This window comes from Mucilaginibacter rivuli (assembly GCF_019391655.1).
Classification (GTDB): Bacteria; Bacteroidota; Bacteroidia; order Sphingobacteriales; family Sphingobacteriaceae; genus Mucilaginibacter; species Mucilaginibacter rivuli.
This window is the reverse complement of record NZ_JAHXPQ010000004.1, coordinates 159,044-177,381: the sequence shown is the minus strand read 5'-3', so window position 1 is coordinate 177,381 and position 18,338 is coordinate 159,044. Positions and strand designations below refer to the sequence as shown.

The following is an 18,338-nucleotide window of genomic DNA, read 5'->3' as shown; positions in this document are numbered from 1 at the left end:
GCGACTTAATTATTCAATTTTATAAATCCGCCATCAATATGGTAATCACAGCCGGTGATGAATGATGCTTCATCCGAGCATAGGTATAATATCAAATTGGCAATTTCTTCAGGGTTGCCCATACGGCCAATGGGTTGTGATTTTGATAGTTTTTCAAACATCTCTTCTTCCTTGCCGGGATAGTTTTTAGCGATAAAGCCATCCACAAAAGGGGTGTGTACCCTTGCCGGGGATATGGAATTACAGCGGATACCATCGGCCAGGTAATCACGCGCGGTTGAAAGTGTCATCCCATGTACGGCACCTTTACTCATGCTGTAAGCAAACCTGTCGGCAATACCCACTACCGCACCTATAGATGATAAGTTAAGTATCGCGCCACCGCCATTAGCTTTCATTATTGGCAAGGCAGCATGCAGGCAGTTGTAAACGCCACGCACATTGATGTTGAACACGCGCATAAAATCTTCTTCGTTAGTAGTATCGGCACGGCCAACGTGGGCTATCCCTGCATTATTTACCAACAAATTCACAATGCCAATATGATCAAAAACAGCGCTAACCTGTTGCTGATTGCTCACATCGCAGGCATGTGTATAGGCAATACCGCCATCTGCTGTAATTTCGTTAACTACTGTTTCGCCCGCGGCCAGGCTCACATCTAAAATGTGTACGCCGGCACCTTGTTTGGCAAACACTTTGGCTACTGCCCGGCCTATCCCGCTCCCGCCGCCGGTAACTACCGCTATTTTCCCTTTTAAACTTAACATATATTATAATTGAAATATCTTATTCATCAGCACCCATTTTTCGCCCGGTTTTGAGCCCGGTATGGCCTGCTGAAACTTCCACATCAGTTGTTCCCATTCCTGTACCTTGGGGTTCACAGCATCAGCCGCGGCTTTACGCTCAAAGTTAAAGCTATTATCGGTTTCCATTATCATAAAAAGGCGTGTGCCAAAGCGGTATATCTCCATATTGGTAATACCGAAATCGGTAATGCTCTTCATTATTTCGGGCCATTTGTTCTCATGCAGGTGCCAATGCTCGTACTCGGCAATCAGGGCCGGATCGTCAACAAGGTCGCAGGCGAGGCAGTATTTTTGCATGTCGGTTTATCCTAAATTTCCAGGGTCAATGGCAATTTCAACATCAGCCTTTGTGGCTATTTTGTATCCTGAAAAGCCAAATATCGCTATTATAACAAAGCAAGCCAACGGAACAATATAACCATTCTGGATGTTGCCCGTACCTTCGCCAATCATGCCAAAAGCCCTCGGCAGTATAGCGCCACCAACTATCGACATGATAATTAAACTGCTACCAAACTCGGTATCTCCTCCAAGGCCTTTTATTCCAAGTGAGAAAATAGTAGGGAACATAATAGACATGAAGAAACAAATGCCTATAACGGTGTAAACAGTTATCATGCCACTTGCAGTAATAGCTACAACACATAATACAATGTTAATTACCGCATACAAGCCCAACAAAATATTAGGTTTGATAAATCGCATTAAAATAGTACCTAAAAACCTGCCTATAAGAAATGCTAAGCCACAAGCGCCCAAATAATCGGCAGCTTTAACTTCGGTTAATCCGGCAGATTTGGTAGCATACAATATAAATAAACTAAATACCGATACCTGTGCACCCACATAAAAAAACTGCGCGGCAACACCCCACGATAAATGCTTATGTTTAAATGCGTGCCAGATATTTTTGCTTGTTGGATGCTCTTCGGTTTGTTGGATCTTAGGGAGTTTGGTTAACGCGAATGCTATGGCTATAACAACTAAAATTGCACCTAAAACAAAATAAGGCATTTTTACCGATGAGGCTTCGGTAGCCAGGGCTAATTTTTTTGCACCTTCTGTCATCACTTTTAACTGGTCATCAGTATAACCTTTGGTTAAAATTATGCGTGCGCCAATAACAGGTGCTAAGGCAGCTGCAAGGCCGTTAAAGGTTTGAGATAGGTTTAGCCTGAAAGTGCCTGTTTCCGGGTCGCCTAAAACTGTTACATATGGATTTGCTGCGGTTTCAAGGGTTGTCAGTCCGCAAGCTATAATGAATAGGGCCACCAGGAAAAAAGCATATGATTGCGCATTTGCCGCCGGAATGAACAAAAAAGCACCACATGCAAAAGACAGTAAGCCTATAATGATGCCTGATTTATAACCATACTTTTTCATGATAAAACCGGCAGGGATAGCCATTACAAAGTAGGCAATGAATACGGCCGAATCTACCAGTGTGGCTTGTACGGTTGAAAGCGTAAACGATTTTTTTAAGTGTGGTATAAGTATCGGGTCGAGGTTATGGGCAAAACCCCATAAAAAAAACAAGGTAGTAACAAGCGCAAAGGCAAACACCTGGCTTTTGTTACCTCCACTTTGCTGTATAGGCTTAGAAGTGTTTGGTTGCATAATTTTTTTTGATAAATAATTGGTATTACAAAGAAAGAAGGTTTTGCCGTAATTCAATTTGTTTGATATGTTTAAATAATAAACTATTTTGGCATATAAATAACAAGTTTATTCATTATTAACGAGTTTTAAGTTTAATGAAGCCACAGCTGCTTAAAGTAACCAACGAGCCTACCCATTCTTTCAGTGTGCGGCAGGATATGTACCCTTATATTAATAACCTATGGCATTATCACCCTGAGGTGGAGCTGGTGCACATCCGCAAAGGGAGCGGGACTGTTTTTATTGGCGATCATATTATGCGCTTTAATGTTGGCGATGTGGTAATGGTAGGCGCCCATTTGCCACACTACTGGCGCTATGATGATGCATACTTTGAGCCCGATACTACATTAAATGCGGATGCGGCGGTAATACACTTTGCCGAAAATTTTTGGGGTGAACACTTTTTGAATCTTCCCGAAAATAAGCCCATTAAGCAATTGCTTGAAAAGGCTAAACGCGGTGTTCATATATCGGGTAGTACGGCCGAAACAGTAGCCGGTTTAATTAAAAGGATGATAGCCGGCGAAGGTATCCATCGTATTATCAGTTTGCTGGATGTTTTATCGGCCATAGCGGCTTGCAATAAACTTGTATTTTTATCGTCGATAGGGTTTCGGCATGATTTTGACGACCAGGAGAATGAACGTATTAATGCCATTTATGAATACTCGCTCGCACATTTTCGCCGTAAGATACAGTTAAGCGAAATTGCCGATATAGCCCGCATCAGCGAGAACTCGTTTTGCAGGTACTTTAAATCGCGCACACGCAAAACGTACTCGCAGTTTTTAATTGAGATACGCGTTGGCGATGCCTGCAAACTGCTGATAGAAGACCGCCTCAACATCAAACAAATATGTTTTGAATGTGGTTTTAATAACCTGGTGGGCTTTCATAAATATTTTAAACTGATTACCGGAAAAAGCCCCTTGAGTTATCAGCGGGAATACAAGAAGGTTTAATGTGCAGATGAGTAAATGTGCAGATATGCAAATTAAGAAAATCAGTGAAATTGATTTATTAACGGTATGTAATCTTAATTCTTGATTCTCGGTTCTTGAGTCTAAAATGTGTATTTTTGATATTCAATGGAATTTAAATTAACCTCGCATTATAAGCCTGATGGCGACCAGCCCGAAGCCATAAAACAATTGGTTCAGGGCGTTAACAATGGCGATAATTACCAAACGCTGCTGGGGGTTACCGGCTCGGGTAAAACGTTTACCGTTGCCAACGTGATACAGCAAACGCAAAAGCCAACGTTGATACTTAGTCACAATAAAACCCTGGCGGCGCAGTTGTATGGCGAGTTTAAGCAGTTCTTCCCAGAAAACGCGGTAAATTACTTTGTATCCTATTACGATTATTACCAGCCCGAAGCTTTCATCCCCTCATCAAATACCTATATTGAAAAAGATCTGCAGATAAATGATGAGATAGAAAAGCTGCGTTTACGTACCACATCGGCATTAATGTCGGGGCGCAGGGACGTGATCGTGGTATCATCTATTTCCTGCATTTATGGTATGGGTAACCCTGAGGATTTTGCCAACTCGGTGTTCCGTTTTTCTGTGGGCACAAGGGTTAGCCGCAATGCTTTTTTACACCGTTTAGTGGAGATATTGTATGCCCGTACCACCGCCGATTTCCGCCGGGGCAACTTTAGGGTAAAGGGCGATGTAGTTGATATTTTCCCGGCCAATATGGATGTGGCTTACCGCGTTTCGTTTTTTGGTGATGATATTGAAGAGCTTTCTACCTTCGATCCCCAAACGGGAAAAACGGTGGAAAAGATGAAGGATATGGTGGTGTATCCTGCCAACCTGTACGTTGCTCCCCGCGAGCGTTTCCAGCAATCCGTTTGGGAGATACAGGAAGAGTTGGAGGGCCGCAAAAAACAGTTTATTAACGATGGTCGCTTTTTAGAAGCCAAGCGTTTGGAAGAGCGGGTGAACTACGATCTGGAAATGATACGCGAATTGGGTTACTGCTCGGGTATTGAAAATTACTCCCGCTTTTTTGATGGGCGTAAACCGGGTGCCAGGCCATTCTGTTTGCTGGATTATTTCCCTGATGATTACCTGATGGTGATTGATGAGAGCCACGTTACAGTGCCGCAAATACGGGCGATGTATGGCGGCGACAGGAGTCGAAAAATATCACTGGTTGATTATGGTTTCCGCTTGCCTGCGGCTTTGGATAACCGCCCGCTCAACTTCCAGGAGTTTGAAAACCTTGCGCCGCAAACCATTTACGTAAGCGCAACCCCCGGTGATTTTGAAATGGAGAAATGTGATGGTGTTTTTGTGGAGCAGGTAATTCGCCCGACAGGATTGTTGGACCCGGTTATCGAAGTCCGCCCGGTAATTAACCAGGTGGATGACCTGCTGGACGAAGTAGACAAAACCATCAAACTGGGCGACCGCGTATTGGTAACCACCCTTACCAAACGCATGGCCGAAGAGTTGGCAAAATATATGGACAGGTTGGGGATCAAGTGCCGCTACATCCACTCGGAAGTAAAAACTTTGGAGCGGGTGGAAATTCTGCGTGGCTTACGTTTAGGCGAGTTTGATGTGTTAATCGGTATCAACTTATTGCGTGAGGGATTGGACTTACCCGAAGTAAGTTTGGTGGCTATTCTGGATGCCGATAAAGAAGGTTTTCTGCGCTCTGAACGTTCGTTGATACAAACTATAGGCCGCGCCGCCCGTAACGATAGGGGCCGGGTAATTATGTATGGCGATAAGGTAACCGATTCGATGCAGATAACGATAGACGAAACCAATCGCCGTCGCGATAAGCAAATAGCTTACAATACCGAACATGGTATTACGCCAAAAACAGTAGGCAAAAGCAAGGAGGGCATTATTGAGCAAACATCAGTAGTCGATTTTAAAGGTGGTGTACAGCGCGAATACATTGAGAGCAATGCCGCGGCAACAATTGCCGCCGACCCGATAGTGCAGTACATGACCAAGCCCGAACTCAAAAAATCTATCGAAAACACAAAAAAACAAATGCTTACCGCAGCCAAGGATATGGACTTTTTACTGGCTGCCAAACTGCGCGATGAAATGTTTGTGCTGGAAAAAATGATGGAGGAAAAATTTTCGTAACAAGTGCGCTATACGTTTAAGTTTAGCGATAGATTGTTTCAATAATTCATGCTATTTTCATTTTGATAAGGGTACTTTACACCAAAACCCGGTAAATGCCCTTATCATGAAAAATTACTTCAAGTACTTTATTACCACTTCGGTAGCTATATTGATTACTGTTGCCTTGCTGTTGCTCCTTATTATGGATACACATGCGCAAGGTAATAACCCGCAAATACAAAAAGCACCTGATAATGTTAGCGTTGATGGTTCGATAAAAGAATGGGGCGATTCGCTGGCTTTATACGATGAAAAAACCAAGCTGAATTATGCGATAGCAGATAATGATTCCGATCTGTATGTGGCCATATCAGCAGCCGACAGGCAAGTGATACATAAAATTATGGCAGGCGGCATTACGGTTTCGGTTAACCCGGATGGTAAAAAAAGCAAAAAGTATAACCTTACATACCCCATTCCCGATAAGAACGCCATATTTACCCGTCCCACAGCAGACAATGATGACAGTCAGGAACTGAACAGGCCGCCATCGCTCATACAATCAACCAGCATAAAGGTATCAGGGTTTAAAGATGTGGAGAGCGATGTGATAACCACAGCTAATACCTATGGCTTTAAAGCCGCTGTTAAGTTTGATGATAAACACAACCTTGGCTATGAGATAGCTATCCCACTCAAATTCTTATACTTAAAGTCCAATAAAGCCAACGAATTAGCCATCAATATATCAATTAATGGTATGGAGAAACCCAAAAAAGATGGCCGGCCGGAGGGCGGTGGCATGGAAGGCATTGGCGGCTCGGGCGGTGGTGGATTTGGTGGTGGCGGCGGACGAATGGGTGGCGGCGGCCGTAGAGGCGGCCGTCTCGGTGGTGGCAGTCAGGATCAGCAAAATAAATCGGATATGAACCAGTCTGAAGATTTTTGGGTGAAACTTACCCTGCCTGCTATTAAGCAATAGTTTACTTTTCGTCATTTTTGTAACTCAATAGCCAACCTCCATAACATAAACAAACAATTATGCCGTTATGCACTTAATAAGTGTGGCATTGTTATGTTCCGCCTGTTTTTACTTGTGGAATTAATTTATGTAATTTTGAGCTTTACAATTTAACAAATGGAATTTATTGAATTTTTAGTAACCGCCATTGTTGTGCTGTATTTTATACGGATGCTTATCCGTTTGTTATTGCCTATGCTTTTTCAGCGTGTGGTTAATAAGGCGCAGCAACAGGCCGGTCAGCAATATCAGCAACAACGCAAACCCGATAATAAAGTGCATGTAGACTATGCGCCAAAGACAAAGGCATCTATACCTGATTCTGAAGGTGATTTTATAGACTACGAAGAAATTAAATAACTATGCTTCCCGAAGAAGTATTTAAACGCCGGCACTTTAATACCCCCGAATCATTCTTTTTGATAACGGCTAACTATGTTACGGTTGCATTAGCCATCCAGTTTTGGGCCATGTGCAGCCATATCGACTGGTTTTTTTGGGTGGTGATAGGCGGCCTCGCGCTATATAACGCCTACCAGGTACACCGCGAGCGCGAAATGTATGATAAGGTACGTACCATTGCGTATTGCATCAGCTTAGCCGGTTTGGTTTTATTGTTTTTTGTGCTCAGGGCAGGTACCCTGAAGTGTTAAGGCTTTAAAACCAATTTAAAATTTGTATTCCCGCTCAATTTCATATTTTTGAACATCATATAATCAACTTAATGAACAATTGGTTTAAAAACAATGGCATTCATTTGGCCATTATCGCGGGTTTCTTTGCAATCTGCTTTTTCTATTTTACCCCTGCTTTCCAGGGCAAGGTACTTGGCCAGGGCGACGTTTTACACGCCCAGGGCACACAGGCCGAAATAAACAAATACAAAGAAAAAGACACCACCATACTTTGGACAAACCAGCTTTTTGGCGGTATGCCTGCCTTCCAGATCTGGGTACCTTATCCCAATAACATTACCAGTTATGTGGTTAAAGCTTTAAAGGCGACTTTCCCGGTACCGGTTGATACGGCTTTGCTGTACCTGCTTGGCGCTTACCTGTTGTTTTGCGTTTTAAAACTGAATCCGTGGCTATCGGCAGCTGGGGCTATCGCTTTCGCGTTTTCATCTTACAACATTATTTTGCTGGGGGCGGGGCATGCCAACCAGGCCTTTGCCATAGCCTTTTTTGCGCCTATACTGGCGGGTATTATACTCACTTTGCGTGGAAGGTATTTGCTGGGGTCGGCATTAACGGCTTTCTTTTTGGCGATGGAGATCCGTGCCAACCACATTCAAATGACCTATTACCTCATGTTTGCCATTTTGATTTTGGTAGGCGTTGAATTGTACCAGGCCTTCAAATCAAAACAATTAAAACCATTTGGTACTGCCATAGGCTATCTTGCCGTGGCTACTTTACTGGCGCTTGCCGTAAACGCATCCATGCTATGGTCAACCTTTGAATACGGACAGGAAACCAACCGTGGTAAATCAAATTTAACACAACATACTACCGAACCAAGCACCGGCTTAGGTAAAGATTATGCTTACCAATGGAGCCAGGGTGTAGGCGAGTGCTTAACCTTTTTAGTGCCTAACATTTATGGCGGAGGCGGTGCTACTACTTTAGACCAGGATGCTAAAACCGTACAGGTATTAACCAGCAAAGGTGTTGACCCAACTCAGGCCCTAAATTTTGCACAGAACATGCCGTTCTATTGGGGAGAAAAGCCATTTACGGGTGGACCATTTTATTTTGGCGCCGTGGTTTGCTTCCTTTTTGTATTTGGTTTGATCATTGTTAAAAACCCGATCAAATGGTGGCTGGTTGGTACTATTGTATTAACCATGCTGTTATCATTCGGTAAAAATTGGCCTTTGGTATCCGACTTTTTCTTCAACCATTTCCCAATGTACAATAAGTTCAGGGCGGTTGAATCTATTCTGGCTGTAGCCCAATTGTGTTTCCCTATATTGGCTTTCTTTGCCGTTGGCGAGATCATCGCTGCGAAAGACAAAGGCCCTATCCTGAAAAAGCTATTACTGGCATTTTATATTGTTGGAGGCTTAACGCTGATATTGGCTGTTATGCCCGATTTGTTCCTGTCGTTCAGGGGCAGCAACCAACAAGGTTTAATAGCGCAGTTAACACAACAGTTTAATAACGATAGTGGTTTAGCTACTGCCTTTGGCAATGCTTTAGTGCAAGACAGGATCTCACTGGCTCGTGCCGATGCCTTCCGTTCGCTGATATTTGTGGTATTGACCTTTGGTTTATTATTTGCCTTTATCAAACAAAAGGTAAATGTTACCGTGGTTTCATTATCGTTATTGGCATTAACACTGGTTGACCTTTGGACCATTGACAAACGCTATGTGCGCGAAGATAATTTTGGCGCCAAAGAAGACATGCAGCAACCTAAACCAAGGGATGTTGACCAGTTTATTATGAACGATAAAGATCCTGATTTCAGGGTATTTGACATGAGTTCGGGCGATCCGTTCACTGATGCCAATGCGTCGTTCTTCCATAAATCTATCGGTGGTTATCATGCTGCCAAACTGAAACGTTTTGACGAATTACAGAGCAGCCAGTTTAGCAAAAGCGTAAACCAGGATGTGTTGGATATGCTGAATACAAAATACATTATTACTGCTGACCCTAAAACACAAGGTGTAACCATGCACCGTAATGCTACAGCCTGCGGCCATGCCTGGTTTGTTAAAAATGTAAAATTCGCGGATAATGCGGATTCGGAGATGCAGGCCATCAGCAGCTTTAGTCCGAAGAATGAGGCCATTGTTGACAAACAATACACCAGCCTGATAGATGAGAAGCAAACCGCTTTAGACACCTCCGGTAAGATAGAGTTAGTAAGCTATAACCCTGATCATTTGGTATACCAAAGTGGTTCTACAACACCACAGGTAGCGGTGTTCTCTGAGATATACTACAACAAGGGATGGAAAATGCTGTTGGATGGTGCAGAAAAACCATATTTCCGTGCAGATTACCTGCTGCGTGCCGCGCAGATACCGGTAGGTAACCATAAGATCGAATTTATATTCCACCCTAACTCATACTACACAGGCGAGAAGATCTCGTTAGCCGGATCGGTATTACTGGTACTGGCTTTAGGCGGGGCTTTCTTTGTAGAGTTGAGAAAGAAACCTGTTAAGGAAGCTAAAGGTTAAAAGTATAAAGTTGGAATATAGAAAGAGCGATGGGAGGTAACCTCATCGCTCTTTTTTTGTTATAAAAAACCGTCATTGCGAGGCACGAAGCAATCCTAAACTATTCATTAACGCCAATGCATATTGCTTACCTGCCTATCGAAGATTGCTTCGTTCCTCGCAATGACGTAAAGGGATAATGTGTGTTAAATTTTAATTGATCAGCTTCCCGGTAATATCCACATCCCTGCCAAAGGGGTTAAAATATTGATTGGCCAGTATGGCAAATTCACGGCGGGTAACAGGTTTGCCCATATCAAAATCGTTAGTGAACTTGTATTTACTTTTCCAGAGTTTTTGCAGGTTAAGCTGCAGGGTATGCGGGTCGGCCAGGGTCATTTCGCTAATGAATGACAATAGGTTGCCGATGGTAAATACATCCCCCGGTTTGTTTTTATTGAACCAGATGAATGAGCGGGAATAGATCTCCAGCATTACCGGCTTGATCTCGCTCGTCATTACCACAGAATCGGGCATAAAGTAAACCGCGGCAGATGATTTGCCTGTTGATTTCTGAATGCCTCTCAGCATCCCTGTTGCACCCACTTGTTGTATGGCACGGAAGTATGGGTCTGTCCAGTTCTCGTCAACAAAGGGCATTAAATAGCCTTTATAATCTAAAAGTTCAGTTTGTATCTTACGTACGTTCAGCTTTTTGGTGGTGGTTTTAAAAAAGGCGCAATATGCGGCTATGGTGCCAACACCTTGGCCCAATGTCATTTGTACTGACGGATAAAAGGTACTCGCATTTACCAGGTGCGTAGTTGATACCGCTTTTTCGGTCACTAACAAATTGTCAATATCCCGTAGAATAACGCTGCCCAACGGAATGCTATATCCCGGGAACGGGGGGTAATTGATGTTAACTGCCTTGCTTCCTGCCTCATAATGCTGCCCCGGCATTGCATCGCCAACAGCAATGGAGGTGCGGTACAATTTCGAAGCACGGTCATACGGGATAAAAATATCATCGACTACCATCCTGATCTGCCCTTGCGCCCGTTTATCCTCACGGATATAGGGTATCATCGGCAAATAATCGTCTGTATTAAACTCCTGGAAATCGGGCGCAAGGTTTTTAAAACCAAGCTCGGTTTGCAAATAATAAACTAAACCTAAAGTATGCAGGCGGCCTTTTTTATAAAACTCGTCGCGGTTTTCGGGTTCAAGGTCTTCGCTGGTGGTTGGTGTTGAGCATTCGGCCCATTTTATCATGTACTTATCGCTGGGCAGTTTTACATCCGCCAGCATTTTTTTAATGTCTTTGCCTTTTAGCCCGGCGTATAGCTTAGGGTCATAGCCTTCTGGTTTGGCAATGGTGCGGTCGGCGGCGCGGCCATAATCTTTCACCACGGCTATCCAGGTAACCTGTTGTATTTGGTTGATGGCATTATCGGGCGCAATTTTTTCGCCGGTATTTTTATTACTGTCAAAACCTATATCAAATTGCGCGCCTGCTTTGGTGGCCACATCGCCGGTTTCGGTGCCATCAATTACTACCTGGGCGCGGATGAGTACATTCTCATTCTTCTCGCGGATGGTTACTATCCAGCCATCACCATCTTTTTTAATGCTGGTCCATGGTGTATTCAGTTTTACCGTGAGGCGTTTTACGGTATCGGTTATGGCTTTTAAAATGGCAGCGCCGGTATAAGGCTCAAAGCGTAATTGGGCATTAACTGTGGTATCATACCCAGGTTCGTTTTTATAAAAATCGCGTACATGTTTACGGAACTCGCCATATATCCCCGATGGTAAATTACGGTTGGCCTCTACTATACAATTACCACCGGCAGTCATGCTGCCACCCAGCCATGGGCCGGGTTCAACCAGTATAGTTTTAACACCGCTGCGTGCGGCCTGTATACCTGCCGCGGTTCCGGCGGCACCACCGCCAATAACAATAACATCGGTTTTAACTGTTTGTGCAACAGATAGTAGTGGGATTGTAATAAAAAACGCGAACAGTACTTTCTTTATCATTCGGGATGTAAACATATATGCAACAATACGCTAAATTAGGGCAAAGGTTTGATGTATTTGACACATCAGCTACAGAAACATAAAAAAACTCATTATATTACATACATAACTGAAATACCTCAAAAATAATTGTCACGTCATGAATAAAATCTTTACTAAAAAACGACTGGGCCTTGCTGCCACCTGCAGCCTGAGCTTTGTATTTGGCGCCTTTGTTTGGCACCAGGTTGATACAAACCTGATCACGACAGACGTAGTGAGAGAAGCGCAGAAAGTGATAGGCATGGAGTTTAGCCCTTCGCAGCAGGATTCGATGCTGACCGCGTTGAACGGCATGGCAAAAACTTACCAGGAGTTGCGCAAGCTTAACCTGCCGAACAGCACCGTACCGGCTTTGAATTTTAACCCCGTGCCGGTTGGCTTTACCAATCCCGATAAGGTGAGCGGGTTTAAGCTATCTAAAATTGAAGCGGTGAAGATGCCAGCCGATAAGAATGAACTTGCTTTTTATACCGTAAGGCAATTAGCCGAATTGATCCGCACGAAGCAGATCACATCAGTTGAGTTGACCACTTTCTTTTTGGACAGGCTGAAGAAGTACAACAGCAAGCTATTATTCGTGGTGAACTTCACTGAAGAGCATGCTTTAAAACAAGCCGCCCAAGCCGATGCGGAGATTGCGGCAGGCAAATACAAAGGCGTATTACATGGTATACCTTTCGGGGTGAAAGATCTGCTTTCATCGGCTGATTCGAAAACTACTTTTGGCGCTACACCATATAAAGAGCAGGCTTTTGGCATTGATGCCACTGTAGTGAAGAAACTGGAAGACGCGGGTGCGGTGCTTATAGCCAAGCTAACTTTAGGCGAACTTGCCCAGGGCGATACCTGGTTCGGCGGCAAAACCCGCAACCCCTGGGATATTACCCGTGGCTCGAGCGGTTCTTCTGCCGGGCCGGCTTCGGCTGTTGCTGCAGGTTGCGTACCTTTCGCTATTGGGTCGGAAACGTTGGGCTCTATTGTATCGCCATCAACCGAGTGTGGGGATACGGGTTTACGCCCGTCATTTGGCAGGGTAAGCAAATATGGTGCGATGGCTTTAAGCTGGAGTATGGATAAGCTTGGCCCGATATGCAGGAGTGTTGAGGATGATGCCATTGTGTTTAACACGATACAAGGCACCGACCCGAACGACCCGAGCACCATTGCCGCCCCATTTAAATATGATGGTACGGTAAAAGACTTGAAAGGCTGGAAAATTGGTTACCTGAAAGCAGCTTTCGACTCGCGCCGCACGCAAAACCATGTGAACGATTCACTTACCTTAGTGAAACTGAAAGAGCTTGGCGCCGAACTTGTACCAGTTGAGCTGCCAAAAATGTCGGCAGGGCCGTTAACATTTGTATTGAATGCTGAGGCAGCGGCGGCTTTCCAGGAGTTGGTATTGAACCATAAAGACGATATGCTGGCACAGCAACGTAAGGGCAGCTGGCCAAACAATTTTAGGTACGGCCAATTTATACCTGCGGTAGAGTACATACAGGCAAACCGGGCACGTACCATACTGATACAGCAATGGTATGAGCAGTTAAAGGGGCTCGACTTGTATGTAGCACCTTCATTCAGCCAGAATTTGCAACTTACTAATTTAACAGGAAACCCTTGCGTGGTATTGCCAAACGGATTGAACGTAAGAGGCTTGCCGGCAAGTATTACTTTTATGGGCCAGCTTTTTGGTGAGGGCAAAACGCTGATGGCAGCCAAAATTTACCAGGACGCTACAGACTTTAATAAAAAACATCCAACCTTAAACTTTTAATTATATGAGCACAGCAGAATTAGATGCCCTACGTTTCCCGATAGGTAAATTTACGCCGCCATCATCTTATACAGAACAGCAAATGCAGCAATGGATTGCTGATATAAAGGAGCTGCCTGCAAAACTACGGGTAGCTACCATGTCGCTTAGCGAAGCACAACTGGATACACCCTACCGCCCCGGTGGATGGACTATAAGGCAGGTTGTTCACCATGTTTCCGACAGCCATATTAACGCGCTGGTGCGTTTTAAGCTTGCGCTGACGGAAGACAACCCTACCATTAAACCTTACGAAGAAGCCGACTGGGCCTTACTGGCCGATTCAAAACTACCCATTGAACCATCTTTACAATTGATAGACGCTTTACACAACAAATGGGTAGCGTTATTAGAGAGCCTGAACGAAGAGCAATGGGATCGCACGTTTGTACATCCCGAAAGCGGTGCAACAACGCCATTGCGCCGAAACCTTGGTATGTATGCATGGCACGGCAACCACCATTTGGCCCATATTACAGGGGTTAAGTTTTAAGTATTACAGGGAGCGAAATATTACCTGCACTGTGTTCTTTTTTAAGGATGGGTGCAGGTTTTTTATTTTAAACTAAATTAACATTACATTTATAAATTCTTTTTAGCTGTAGCAACCTAAATGCAGCTATAATACGTAAATGTGGATATACCCCTGATATAATGTACGGCAGACGGGCTAAACTATGGTTGAGGTTTTTTTTATTGAGTTTTGGAGCTATGATAGCTGCATTGACTGTAATAAGTATGGCCTTGTATCATAATACCGTATGGGATGGTTTGCAGGGAAGTTTTATCCCAAGTATTGGTTCGGCACTTATTTTTTCGATGGTGGTTTTTTTACGGCCACAAACCTGAAGCAATTTGGGCTATTGATAACGGGCTTCAATATAAGCCAGCGCTTTCTGCATAATTTCAAGATCGGTAGCACTGCGGAATCCGCTGAAACCTACAAACAATTTTTTTCCGTTTTTTAGGTGTAGGGCTTGTCCGCCCTCCCAACCAATAAGGTCAGGCGCTTTAATGCCAAAGCTGTTTACATTGCCGAGGTCGTTAAAATACATTTTTTCAAAATTGCCGGTGTTAACACCTGTTATATGTACCTGGCTGGCTTTGGTCCATGCTATGCGGTATAATTCGCGGGTACGTATTTTATCGGGGCCCATAAACTTTCCGGATACATTGCCATCTTCATCAATAATACAAAAAGCCACATTTCCTTTTGATCGCTCCTGGTCTTCAGTGTTTTGCATGTAAACCGGTATCAGGTTTTCAACAGCGGCTATCAGGTCGGTAATTATATTTCGGGTAGTTAAGGTATCCATATTTTGTTTTGCAATTATATTAACTATTATACGTAGTAGATAAGCAAATGGCTTGGTTTTTGTATTTTTTTTCGAAACAAAAATTATGCCCGAAGGACCGTCCATCAGGATATTAAGAGAATTACTTGATCCCTTTACAGGCGATACCGTAATGAAGGCATCGGCAATTGCCAAAGGTATTGATGCGAAATGTTTGGAAGGGCAAAAAATAACTGCTTTTAAAACCTGGGGCAAAAACCTGCTGATCTGTTTTCCTGAATTTACGATCAGGATACACCTGATGATGTTTGGAATGTACCGGGTAAACGAGCATCGCGATAAGCCGGCAAAACTGGGATTGTATTTTGACGATGGCGAGATCAACTTTTATGCCTGTGTAGTTGAGTTGCTTGAGCGGCCACTTGATGAACTGTATGATTGGCAGGCCGATGTAATGAACCCGCATTGGAGTACGGCTAAGGCGATAAAAAAACTACGCGCCAAACCCGAAATGCTTGCATGCGATGCCCTTATGGACCAGCATATATTTGCAGGCGTTGGTAATATTATTAAAAACGAGGCACTGTTTAGGGCAAGGGTACACCCTGAAAGCAAGGTAGGTGATATGCCGCCCGCAAAACTAAAGCAATTGATAGCCGAAGCGGTACATTACAGTTTTGATTTTTTGAAGTGGAAAAAAGCAGGCATATTAAAAAGGCATTGGGAGGCTTACGATAAAAAAACCTGCCCGCGCGACCATGTGGCTTTACATGAGGAGGTGCTTGGCAAAAGTAAACGCCGTACTTTTTATTGTGATGTTTGCCAGAAATTGTATGCGTAACTGTTACTTACAATTAAGCAATTACCAGGTATGGCGGGCGCTGGTTACGTTATAATTATTATTTAAGAGTATACCTATCATCAACTCGTGGCTGCCGTTACTCACATTGTTAAGGTTTGATGTAGTATAATCATATGCATAACCTACGGTTAAAAAAGCGCCCAGGTTAAAGCCAAAACTACCCGAAACGGCATCGTTTTTACGGTAAGCGCCACCTATCCAAAAATTATCACGGAAAGCTACTTTTATGTTCGCGTCAAAATTTAGCGGGCCAATATCATTGGGTTTAAAAACCAGCGAGGGCAGTAGGGTAACATCATCACTGGGGTAAAGCTTAAGCCCTGCCGATAAAAAATATTGTGCATACGTTTTACTTTGCGATGAGTAGGACGTGTTGGAGCTAAAGCTTATAGTTTGCGGTATAAGTTGTTGTGCCGATGCGCCTATAAAAAATGATTGCCCGTAAGCATATAAACCCAAGCCTGCTTCGGGTTTTAGCTGGCTGCCCGCACCCTGTGTTATGGCCGGATCGAGCGGATTAGAAAAGTTCAGTTCGGCAGTGTTAAGGCTGATGTTGTTGATACCAAAAGAAGCACCCAGGGCAAGGTTAAATGATTCGCTCATGCGGATATGATAGGCATAATCAATATCGAGGTGGGTTTGTTTAAACGCACCGGCTTTATCGCTTACCAGGTTAAGGCCAATGCCGCTGTGGCTTGCCGGTGCCGAATAGCCATTGCTGTTGCCCATGGGGTTATCGGCATTGCTTAGGATCTGGGAGTAATCATACAGTGAAAAGTTTTTATTAAGCGGGATGCTCATGGTTAGATAGGCAGTTGTTGGCGCGCCTTGCAGGCCTGTCCACTGGCTGCGGTAGCCGGCTTTAAAATCCCAATAGCTTTCAACGCCGGTAACCGCGGGGTTAATTAGTAATTGGTTAAAGGTGTATTGCGTGTATTGCGGGAGTTGTTGAGCGCTTGCACCAAAGGCAGTTATAATTAAAATGAATGATATAAATTTCTTCATTGCAATGTGCTCAGACAGTAATAAGGGGTTTTCAAATATAGGAAAGACCCCTGCGCCAAAATTAAGGACTTGTTAACACCCTGTTTAAAACCCAACGCAAGTACAAACTTATCAAAGTAGCGTAAATAAAGGAATAGGGAGGGGAGATTTACAATAATGCTTCCGCCAATACTTCAGCCGGTTTGCTTTTAACTACCGAACTGTAAATATTCAGTAACATCTCCCGGTTTTTTTCAGGAGTATAATTATCGGCATAAGAGCTTTTGCAGTTATCATAAAAGCGTGCTTTTTCCGCTTCGGGTAAGGCGGTCCAGGCATCCAGTTTCTCTTTAAGGTCGGTTGAGTTATGAGGCTCAACCAGTAAGCCATTGTATCCGTTAGTAATAATGGAGGTCATTACCCCTAACCGGGTAGCTATAACCGGGGTACCCGCAGAGAGCGATTCGAGCAAGGTCATGGGCATGCACTCATACCAAATGGAAGGGAATATCAAAGCCGCGCAGGTGGTCATTTCTTTTTCCACCGCCTCTTTTTGCAAGGGGCCCATGTACTGAATGTTTGCAGCATGGCTGCAGGCTTCCAGCACATCCTTTTTCATGGGGCCGTCACCGGCTATTTTAAGTACATGGCCGGAATTGCTAAATGTATCCAGCAAAAAGCGTATTCCTTTTTCTTCGGCCAACCTCCCTATAAACAGAAAGTGCTTTTCACGAAATGCAGCACCGCTTGTACTTACAGGCTTTACAAAATTGGGCTTTACTGTAAACTGTTGTGCGGGGAGGCCAAATGAAGAATTGGCATAAGTTTCTTTTGCAAAAGAGGTGTGCACGGTATACTGATCGATCATTTTCCAGGTGCCTGCCTTTTTATGAAAGTAATTGATAACAGACAACCAAAAGGTAAGTATTGCCGAATTACGGAATACCTTATTTCTTACCGCAGCCCATGGAAAACCTGCGTGTATACTGTTGGTAAAAAGCTCCTTTTTGTTAAGCAACGTACCCGAAGGGCATAACAAACGATAGTTATGCAAGGTATAAACCATAGGTACGTTCAATTTTTTTACCGCCCTTATCACCGCAGGGCCGGCCGCATAATGCAAATTATGGATATGGATAACATCGGGGTTAAATTGGCGGATGAAATTTTTAGCCCTGCGAACAGAAAAAGGATTCCAGATAGAGATAATGAATTGCAGGAGGCCCATAGCCCCGCCTGCGTTTCTGAATATCAGGCTTTGAACGGCGCACTCTTTTGAAATAAGGGCCGATTCCATTTCGAACACAGCATCTTCTCCGCCTTTATCCTGGTAATAAGTATGTATGATCCCAACTTTAAGCGCCATGTTTTACTGCATAGGTAATGATATACGTTATTTAACACACTTTAGATGTTAAATAAATTAATTATAACCCACTGTTAATGAGTTGCTTTTAAAGATACTTCAAAAATTTCAAAATCGATGCTATTCCGCGCAAAACAGCAGTAAATGTGCTTGTTTATTGGT

The 18,338-nt window shown here is 43.7% G+C and carries 17 protein-coding genes; 10 read left to right on the top strand and 7 right to left on the bottom strand.

Features of this window, described 5'->3' with window-relative positions:
- Positions 1-5 precede the first annotated feature (5 nt).
- The 3 genes from KXQ82_RS10650 to fucP are packed head-to-tail and all read right to left on the bottom strand — an operon-like array spanning position 6 to position 2,429.
- Positions 6-770 carry an SDR family NAD(P)-dependent oxidoreductase gene (locus KXQ82_RS10650; protein ID WP_219488316.1) on the bottom strand — a complete coding sequence of 255 codons (765 nt, stop codon included), beginning with the start codon at positions 768-770 and terminating at the stop codon, positions 6-8.
- Between the two features lie 3 nt (positions 771-773).
- Complete coding sequence (locus KXQ82_RS10645) at positions 774-1,109, bottom strand: L-rhamnose mutarotase (protein WP_219488314.1); 336 nt, start codon at positions 1,107-1,109, stop codon at positions 774-776.
- A 6-nt stretch (positions 1,110-1,115) separates the two neighbouring features.
- Positions 1,116-2,429 carry an L-fucose:H+ symporter permease gene (gene fucP / locus KXQ82_RS10640; RefSeq protein ID WP_219488312.1) on the bottom strand — a complete coding sequence of 438 codons (1,314 nt, stop codon included), beginning with the start codon at positions 2,427-2,429 and terminating at the stop codon, positions 1,116-1,118.
- Positions 2,430-2,566: 137 nt separating this feature from the next.
- Here fucP and KXQ82_RS10635 point away from each other — a divergent pair, with 137 nt between their 5' ends.
- From KXQ82_RS10635 to KXQ82_RS10610, 6 genes are all read left to right on the top strand, one after another.
- Entirely contained in the window at positions 2,567-3,436 is an 870-nt protein-coding gene (locus KXQ82_RS10635; protein ID WP_219488310.1) for an AraC family transcriptional regulator, read from the top strand.
- 126 nt (positions 3,437-3,562) lie between these two features.
- Positions 3,563-5,593 (top strand): excinuclease ABC subunit UvrB, encoded by a 2,031-nt coding sequence (gene uvrB / locus KXQ82_RS10630; protein ID WP_219488309.1) that lies wholly within the window; start codon positions 3,563-3,565, stop codon positions 5,591-5,593.
- 106 nt (positions 5,594-5,699) lie between these two features.
- On the top strand, positions 5,700-6,557 hold the full coding sequence (locus tag KXQ82_RS10625; protein ID WP_219488307.1) for a hypothetical protein: 858 nt from the start codon (positions 5,700-5,702) through the stop codon (positions 6,555-6,557).
- A 156-nt stretch (positions 6,558-6,713) separates the two neighbouring features.
- A complete protein-coding gene (locus KXQ82_RS10620; protein WP_219488305.1) occupies positions 6,714-6,956 on the top strand; it encodes a DUF4834 domain-containing protein in 243 nt (80 codons plus the stop codon).
- A gap of 2 nt (positions 6,957-6,958) precedes the next feature.
- A complete protein-coding gene (locus KXQ82_RS10615) occupies positions 6,959-7,249 on the top strand; it encodes a hypothetical protein (RefSeq protein WP_219488303.1) in 291 nt (96 codons plus the stop codon).
- Positions 7,250-7,320: 71 nt separating this feature from the next.
- Positions 7,321-9,789 carry a putative glycosyltransferase family protein gene (locus KXQ82_RS10610; RefSeq protein ID WP_219488301.1) on the top strand — a complete coding sequence of 823 codons (2,469 nt, stop codon included), beginning with the start codon at positions 7,321-7,323 and terminating at the stop codon, positions 9,787-9,789.
- Positions 9,790-9,981: 192 nt separating this feature from the next.
- On the opposite strand, the gene KXQ82_RS10605 is transcribed toward KXQ82_RS10610, so the two are convergent.
- Entirely contained in the window at positions 9,982-11,811 is a 1,830-nt protein-coding gene (locus tag KXQ82_RS10605) for an FAD-dependent oxidoreductase (protein ID WP_219488300.1), read from the bottom strand.
- A 139-nt stretch (positions 11,812-11,950) separates the two neighbouring features.
- On the opposite strand from KXQ82_RS10605, the gene KXQ82_RS10600 reads away from it, so the two are divergent.
- From KXQ82_RS10600 to KXQ82_RS10590, 3 genes are all read left to right on the top strand, one after another.
- Entirely contained in the window at positions 11,951-13,630 is a 1,680-nt protein-coding gene (locus tag KXQ82_RS10600; RefSeq protein WP_219488299.1) for an amidase, read from the top strand.
- Positions 13,631-13,634: 4 nt separating this feature from the next.
- Positions 13,635-14,162, top strand: a complete 528-nt coding sequence (locus tag KXQ82_RS10595; protein WP_219488297.1) for a YfiT family bacillithiol transferase — start codon at positions 13,635-13,637, stop codon at positions 14,160-14,162.
- Between the two features lie 161 nt (positions 14,163-14,323).
- Complete coding sequence (locus KXQ82_RS10590) at positions 14,324-14,518, top strand: hypothetical protein (protein ID WP_219488295.1); 195 nt, start codon at positions 14,324-14,326, stop codon at positions 14,516-14,518.
- Positions 14,519-14,529: 11 nt separating this feature from the next.
- Here KXQ82_RS10590 and KXQ82_RS10585 read toward each other — a convergent pair whose 3' ends face one another.
- Entirely contained in the window at positions 14,530-14,985 is a 456-nt protein-coding gene (locus tag KXQ82_RS10585) for a hypothetical protein (protein ID WP_219488294.1), read from the bottom strand.
- A gap of 85 nt (positions 14,986-15,070) precedes the next feature.
- Between KXQ82_RS10585 and KXQ82_RS10580 the strand changes: the two genes are divergently transcribed.
- The gene (locus KXQ82_RS10580) at positions 15,071-15,805 is read left to right on the top strand and encodes a DNA-formamidopyrimidine glycosylase family protein (RefSeq protein ID WP_219488292.1); all 735 of its coding nucleotides are present in this window, start codon (positions 15,071-15,073) and stop codon (positions 15,803-15,805) included.
- Between the two features lie 21 nt (positions 15,806-15,826).
- On the opposite strand, the gene KXQ82_RS10575 is transcribed toward KXQ82_RS10580, so the two are convergent.
- Together KXQ82_RS10575 and KXQ82_RS10570 are read right to left on the bottom strand one after the other, a co-directional pair.
- Positions 15,827-16,831: a PorP/SprF family type IX secretion system membrane protein gene (locus KXQ82_RS10575; RefSeq protein WP_219488290.1), complete on the bottom strand. Its 1,005-nt coding sequence runs from the start codon at positions 16,829-16,831 to the stop codon at positions 15,827-15,829.
- 148 nt (positions 16,832-16,979) lie between these two features.
- Positions 16,980-18,176: a glycosyltransferase family 4 protein gene (locus KXQ82_RS10570; protein ID WP_219488288.1), complete on the bottom strand. Its 1,197-nt coding sequence runs from the start codon at positions 18,174-18,176 to the stop codon at positions 16,980-16,982.
- Positions 18,177-18,338 lie beyond the last annotated feature (162 nt).

What these genes read in the sequence shown, in the direction of transcription:
- KXQ82_RS10650 (WP_219488316.1), bottom strand. Translation starts at nt 770, where the DNA reads ATGTTAAGTTTAAAAGGGAAAATAGCGGTAGTTACCGGCGGCGGGAGC.
- KXQ82_RS10645 (WP_219488314.1), bottom strand. Translation starts at nt 1,109, where the DNA reads ATGCAAAAATACTGCCTCGCCTGCGACCTTGTTGACGATCCGGCCCTG.
- fucP (WP_219488312.1), bottom strand. Translation starts at nt 2,429, where the DNA reads ATGCAACCAAACACTTCTAAGCCTATACAGCAAAGTGGAGGTAACAAA.
- KXQ82_RS10635 (WP_219488310.1), top strand. Translation starts at nt 2,567, where the DNA reads ATGAAGCCACAGCTGCTTAAAGTAACCAACGAGCCTACCCATTCTTTC.
- uvrB (WP_219488309.1), top strand. Translation starts at nt 3,563, where the DNA reads ATGGAATTTAAATTAACCTCGCATTATAAGCCTGATGGCGACCAGCCC.
- KXQ82_RS10625 (WP_219488307.1), top strand. Translation starts at nt 5,700, where the DNA reads ATGAAAAATTACTTCAAGTACTTTATTACCACTTCGGTAGCTATATTG.
- KXQ82_RS10620 (WP_219488305.1), top strand. Translation starts at nt 6,714, where the DNA reads ATGGAATTTATTGAATTTTTAGTAACCGCCATTGTTGTGCTGTATTTT.
- KXQ82_RS10615 (WP_219488303.1), top strand. Translation starts at nt 6,959, where the DNA reads ATGCTTCCCGAAGAAGTATTTAAACGCCGGCACTTTAATACCCCCGAA.
- KXQ82_RS10610 (WP_219488301.1), top strand. Translation starts at nt 7,321, where the DNA reads ATGAACAATTGGTTTAAAAACAATGGCATTCATTTGGCCATTATCGCG.
- KXQ82_RS10605 (WP_219488300.1), bottom strand. Translation starts at nt 11,811, where the DNA reads ATGATAAAGAAAGTACTGTTCGCGTTTTTTATTACAATCCCACTACTA.
- KXQ82_RS10600 (WP_219488299.1), top strand. Translation starts at nt 11,951, where the DNA reads ATGAATAAAATCTTTACTAAAAAACGACTGGGCCTTGCTGCCACCTGC.
- KXQ82_RS10595 (WP_219488297.1), top strand. Translation starts at nt 13,635, where the DNA reads ATGAGCACAGCAGAATTAGATGCCCTACGTTTCCCGATAGGTAAATTT.
- KXQ82_RS10590 (WP_219488295.1), top strand. Translation starts at nt 14,324, where the DNA reads ATGTACGGCAGACGGGCTAAACTATGGTTGAGGTTTTTTTTATTGAGT.
- KXQ82_RS10585 (WP_219488294.1), bottom strand. Translation starts at nt 14,985, where the DNA reads ATGGATACCTTAACTACCCGAAATATAATTACCGACCTGATAGCCGCT.
- KXQ82_RS10580 (WP_219488292.1), top strand. Translation starts at nt 15,071, where the DNA reads ATGCCCGAAGGACCGTCCATCAGGATATTAAGAGAATTACTTGATCCC.
- KXQ82_RS10575 (WP_219488290.1), bottom strand. Translation starts at nt 16,831, where the DNA reads ATGAAGAAATTTATATCATTCATTTTAATTATAACTGCCTTTGGTGCA.
- KXQ82_RS10570 (WP_219488288.1), bottom strand. Translation starts at nt 18,176, where the DNA reads ATGGCGCTTAAAGTTGGGATCATACATACTTATTACCAGGATAAAGGC.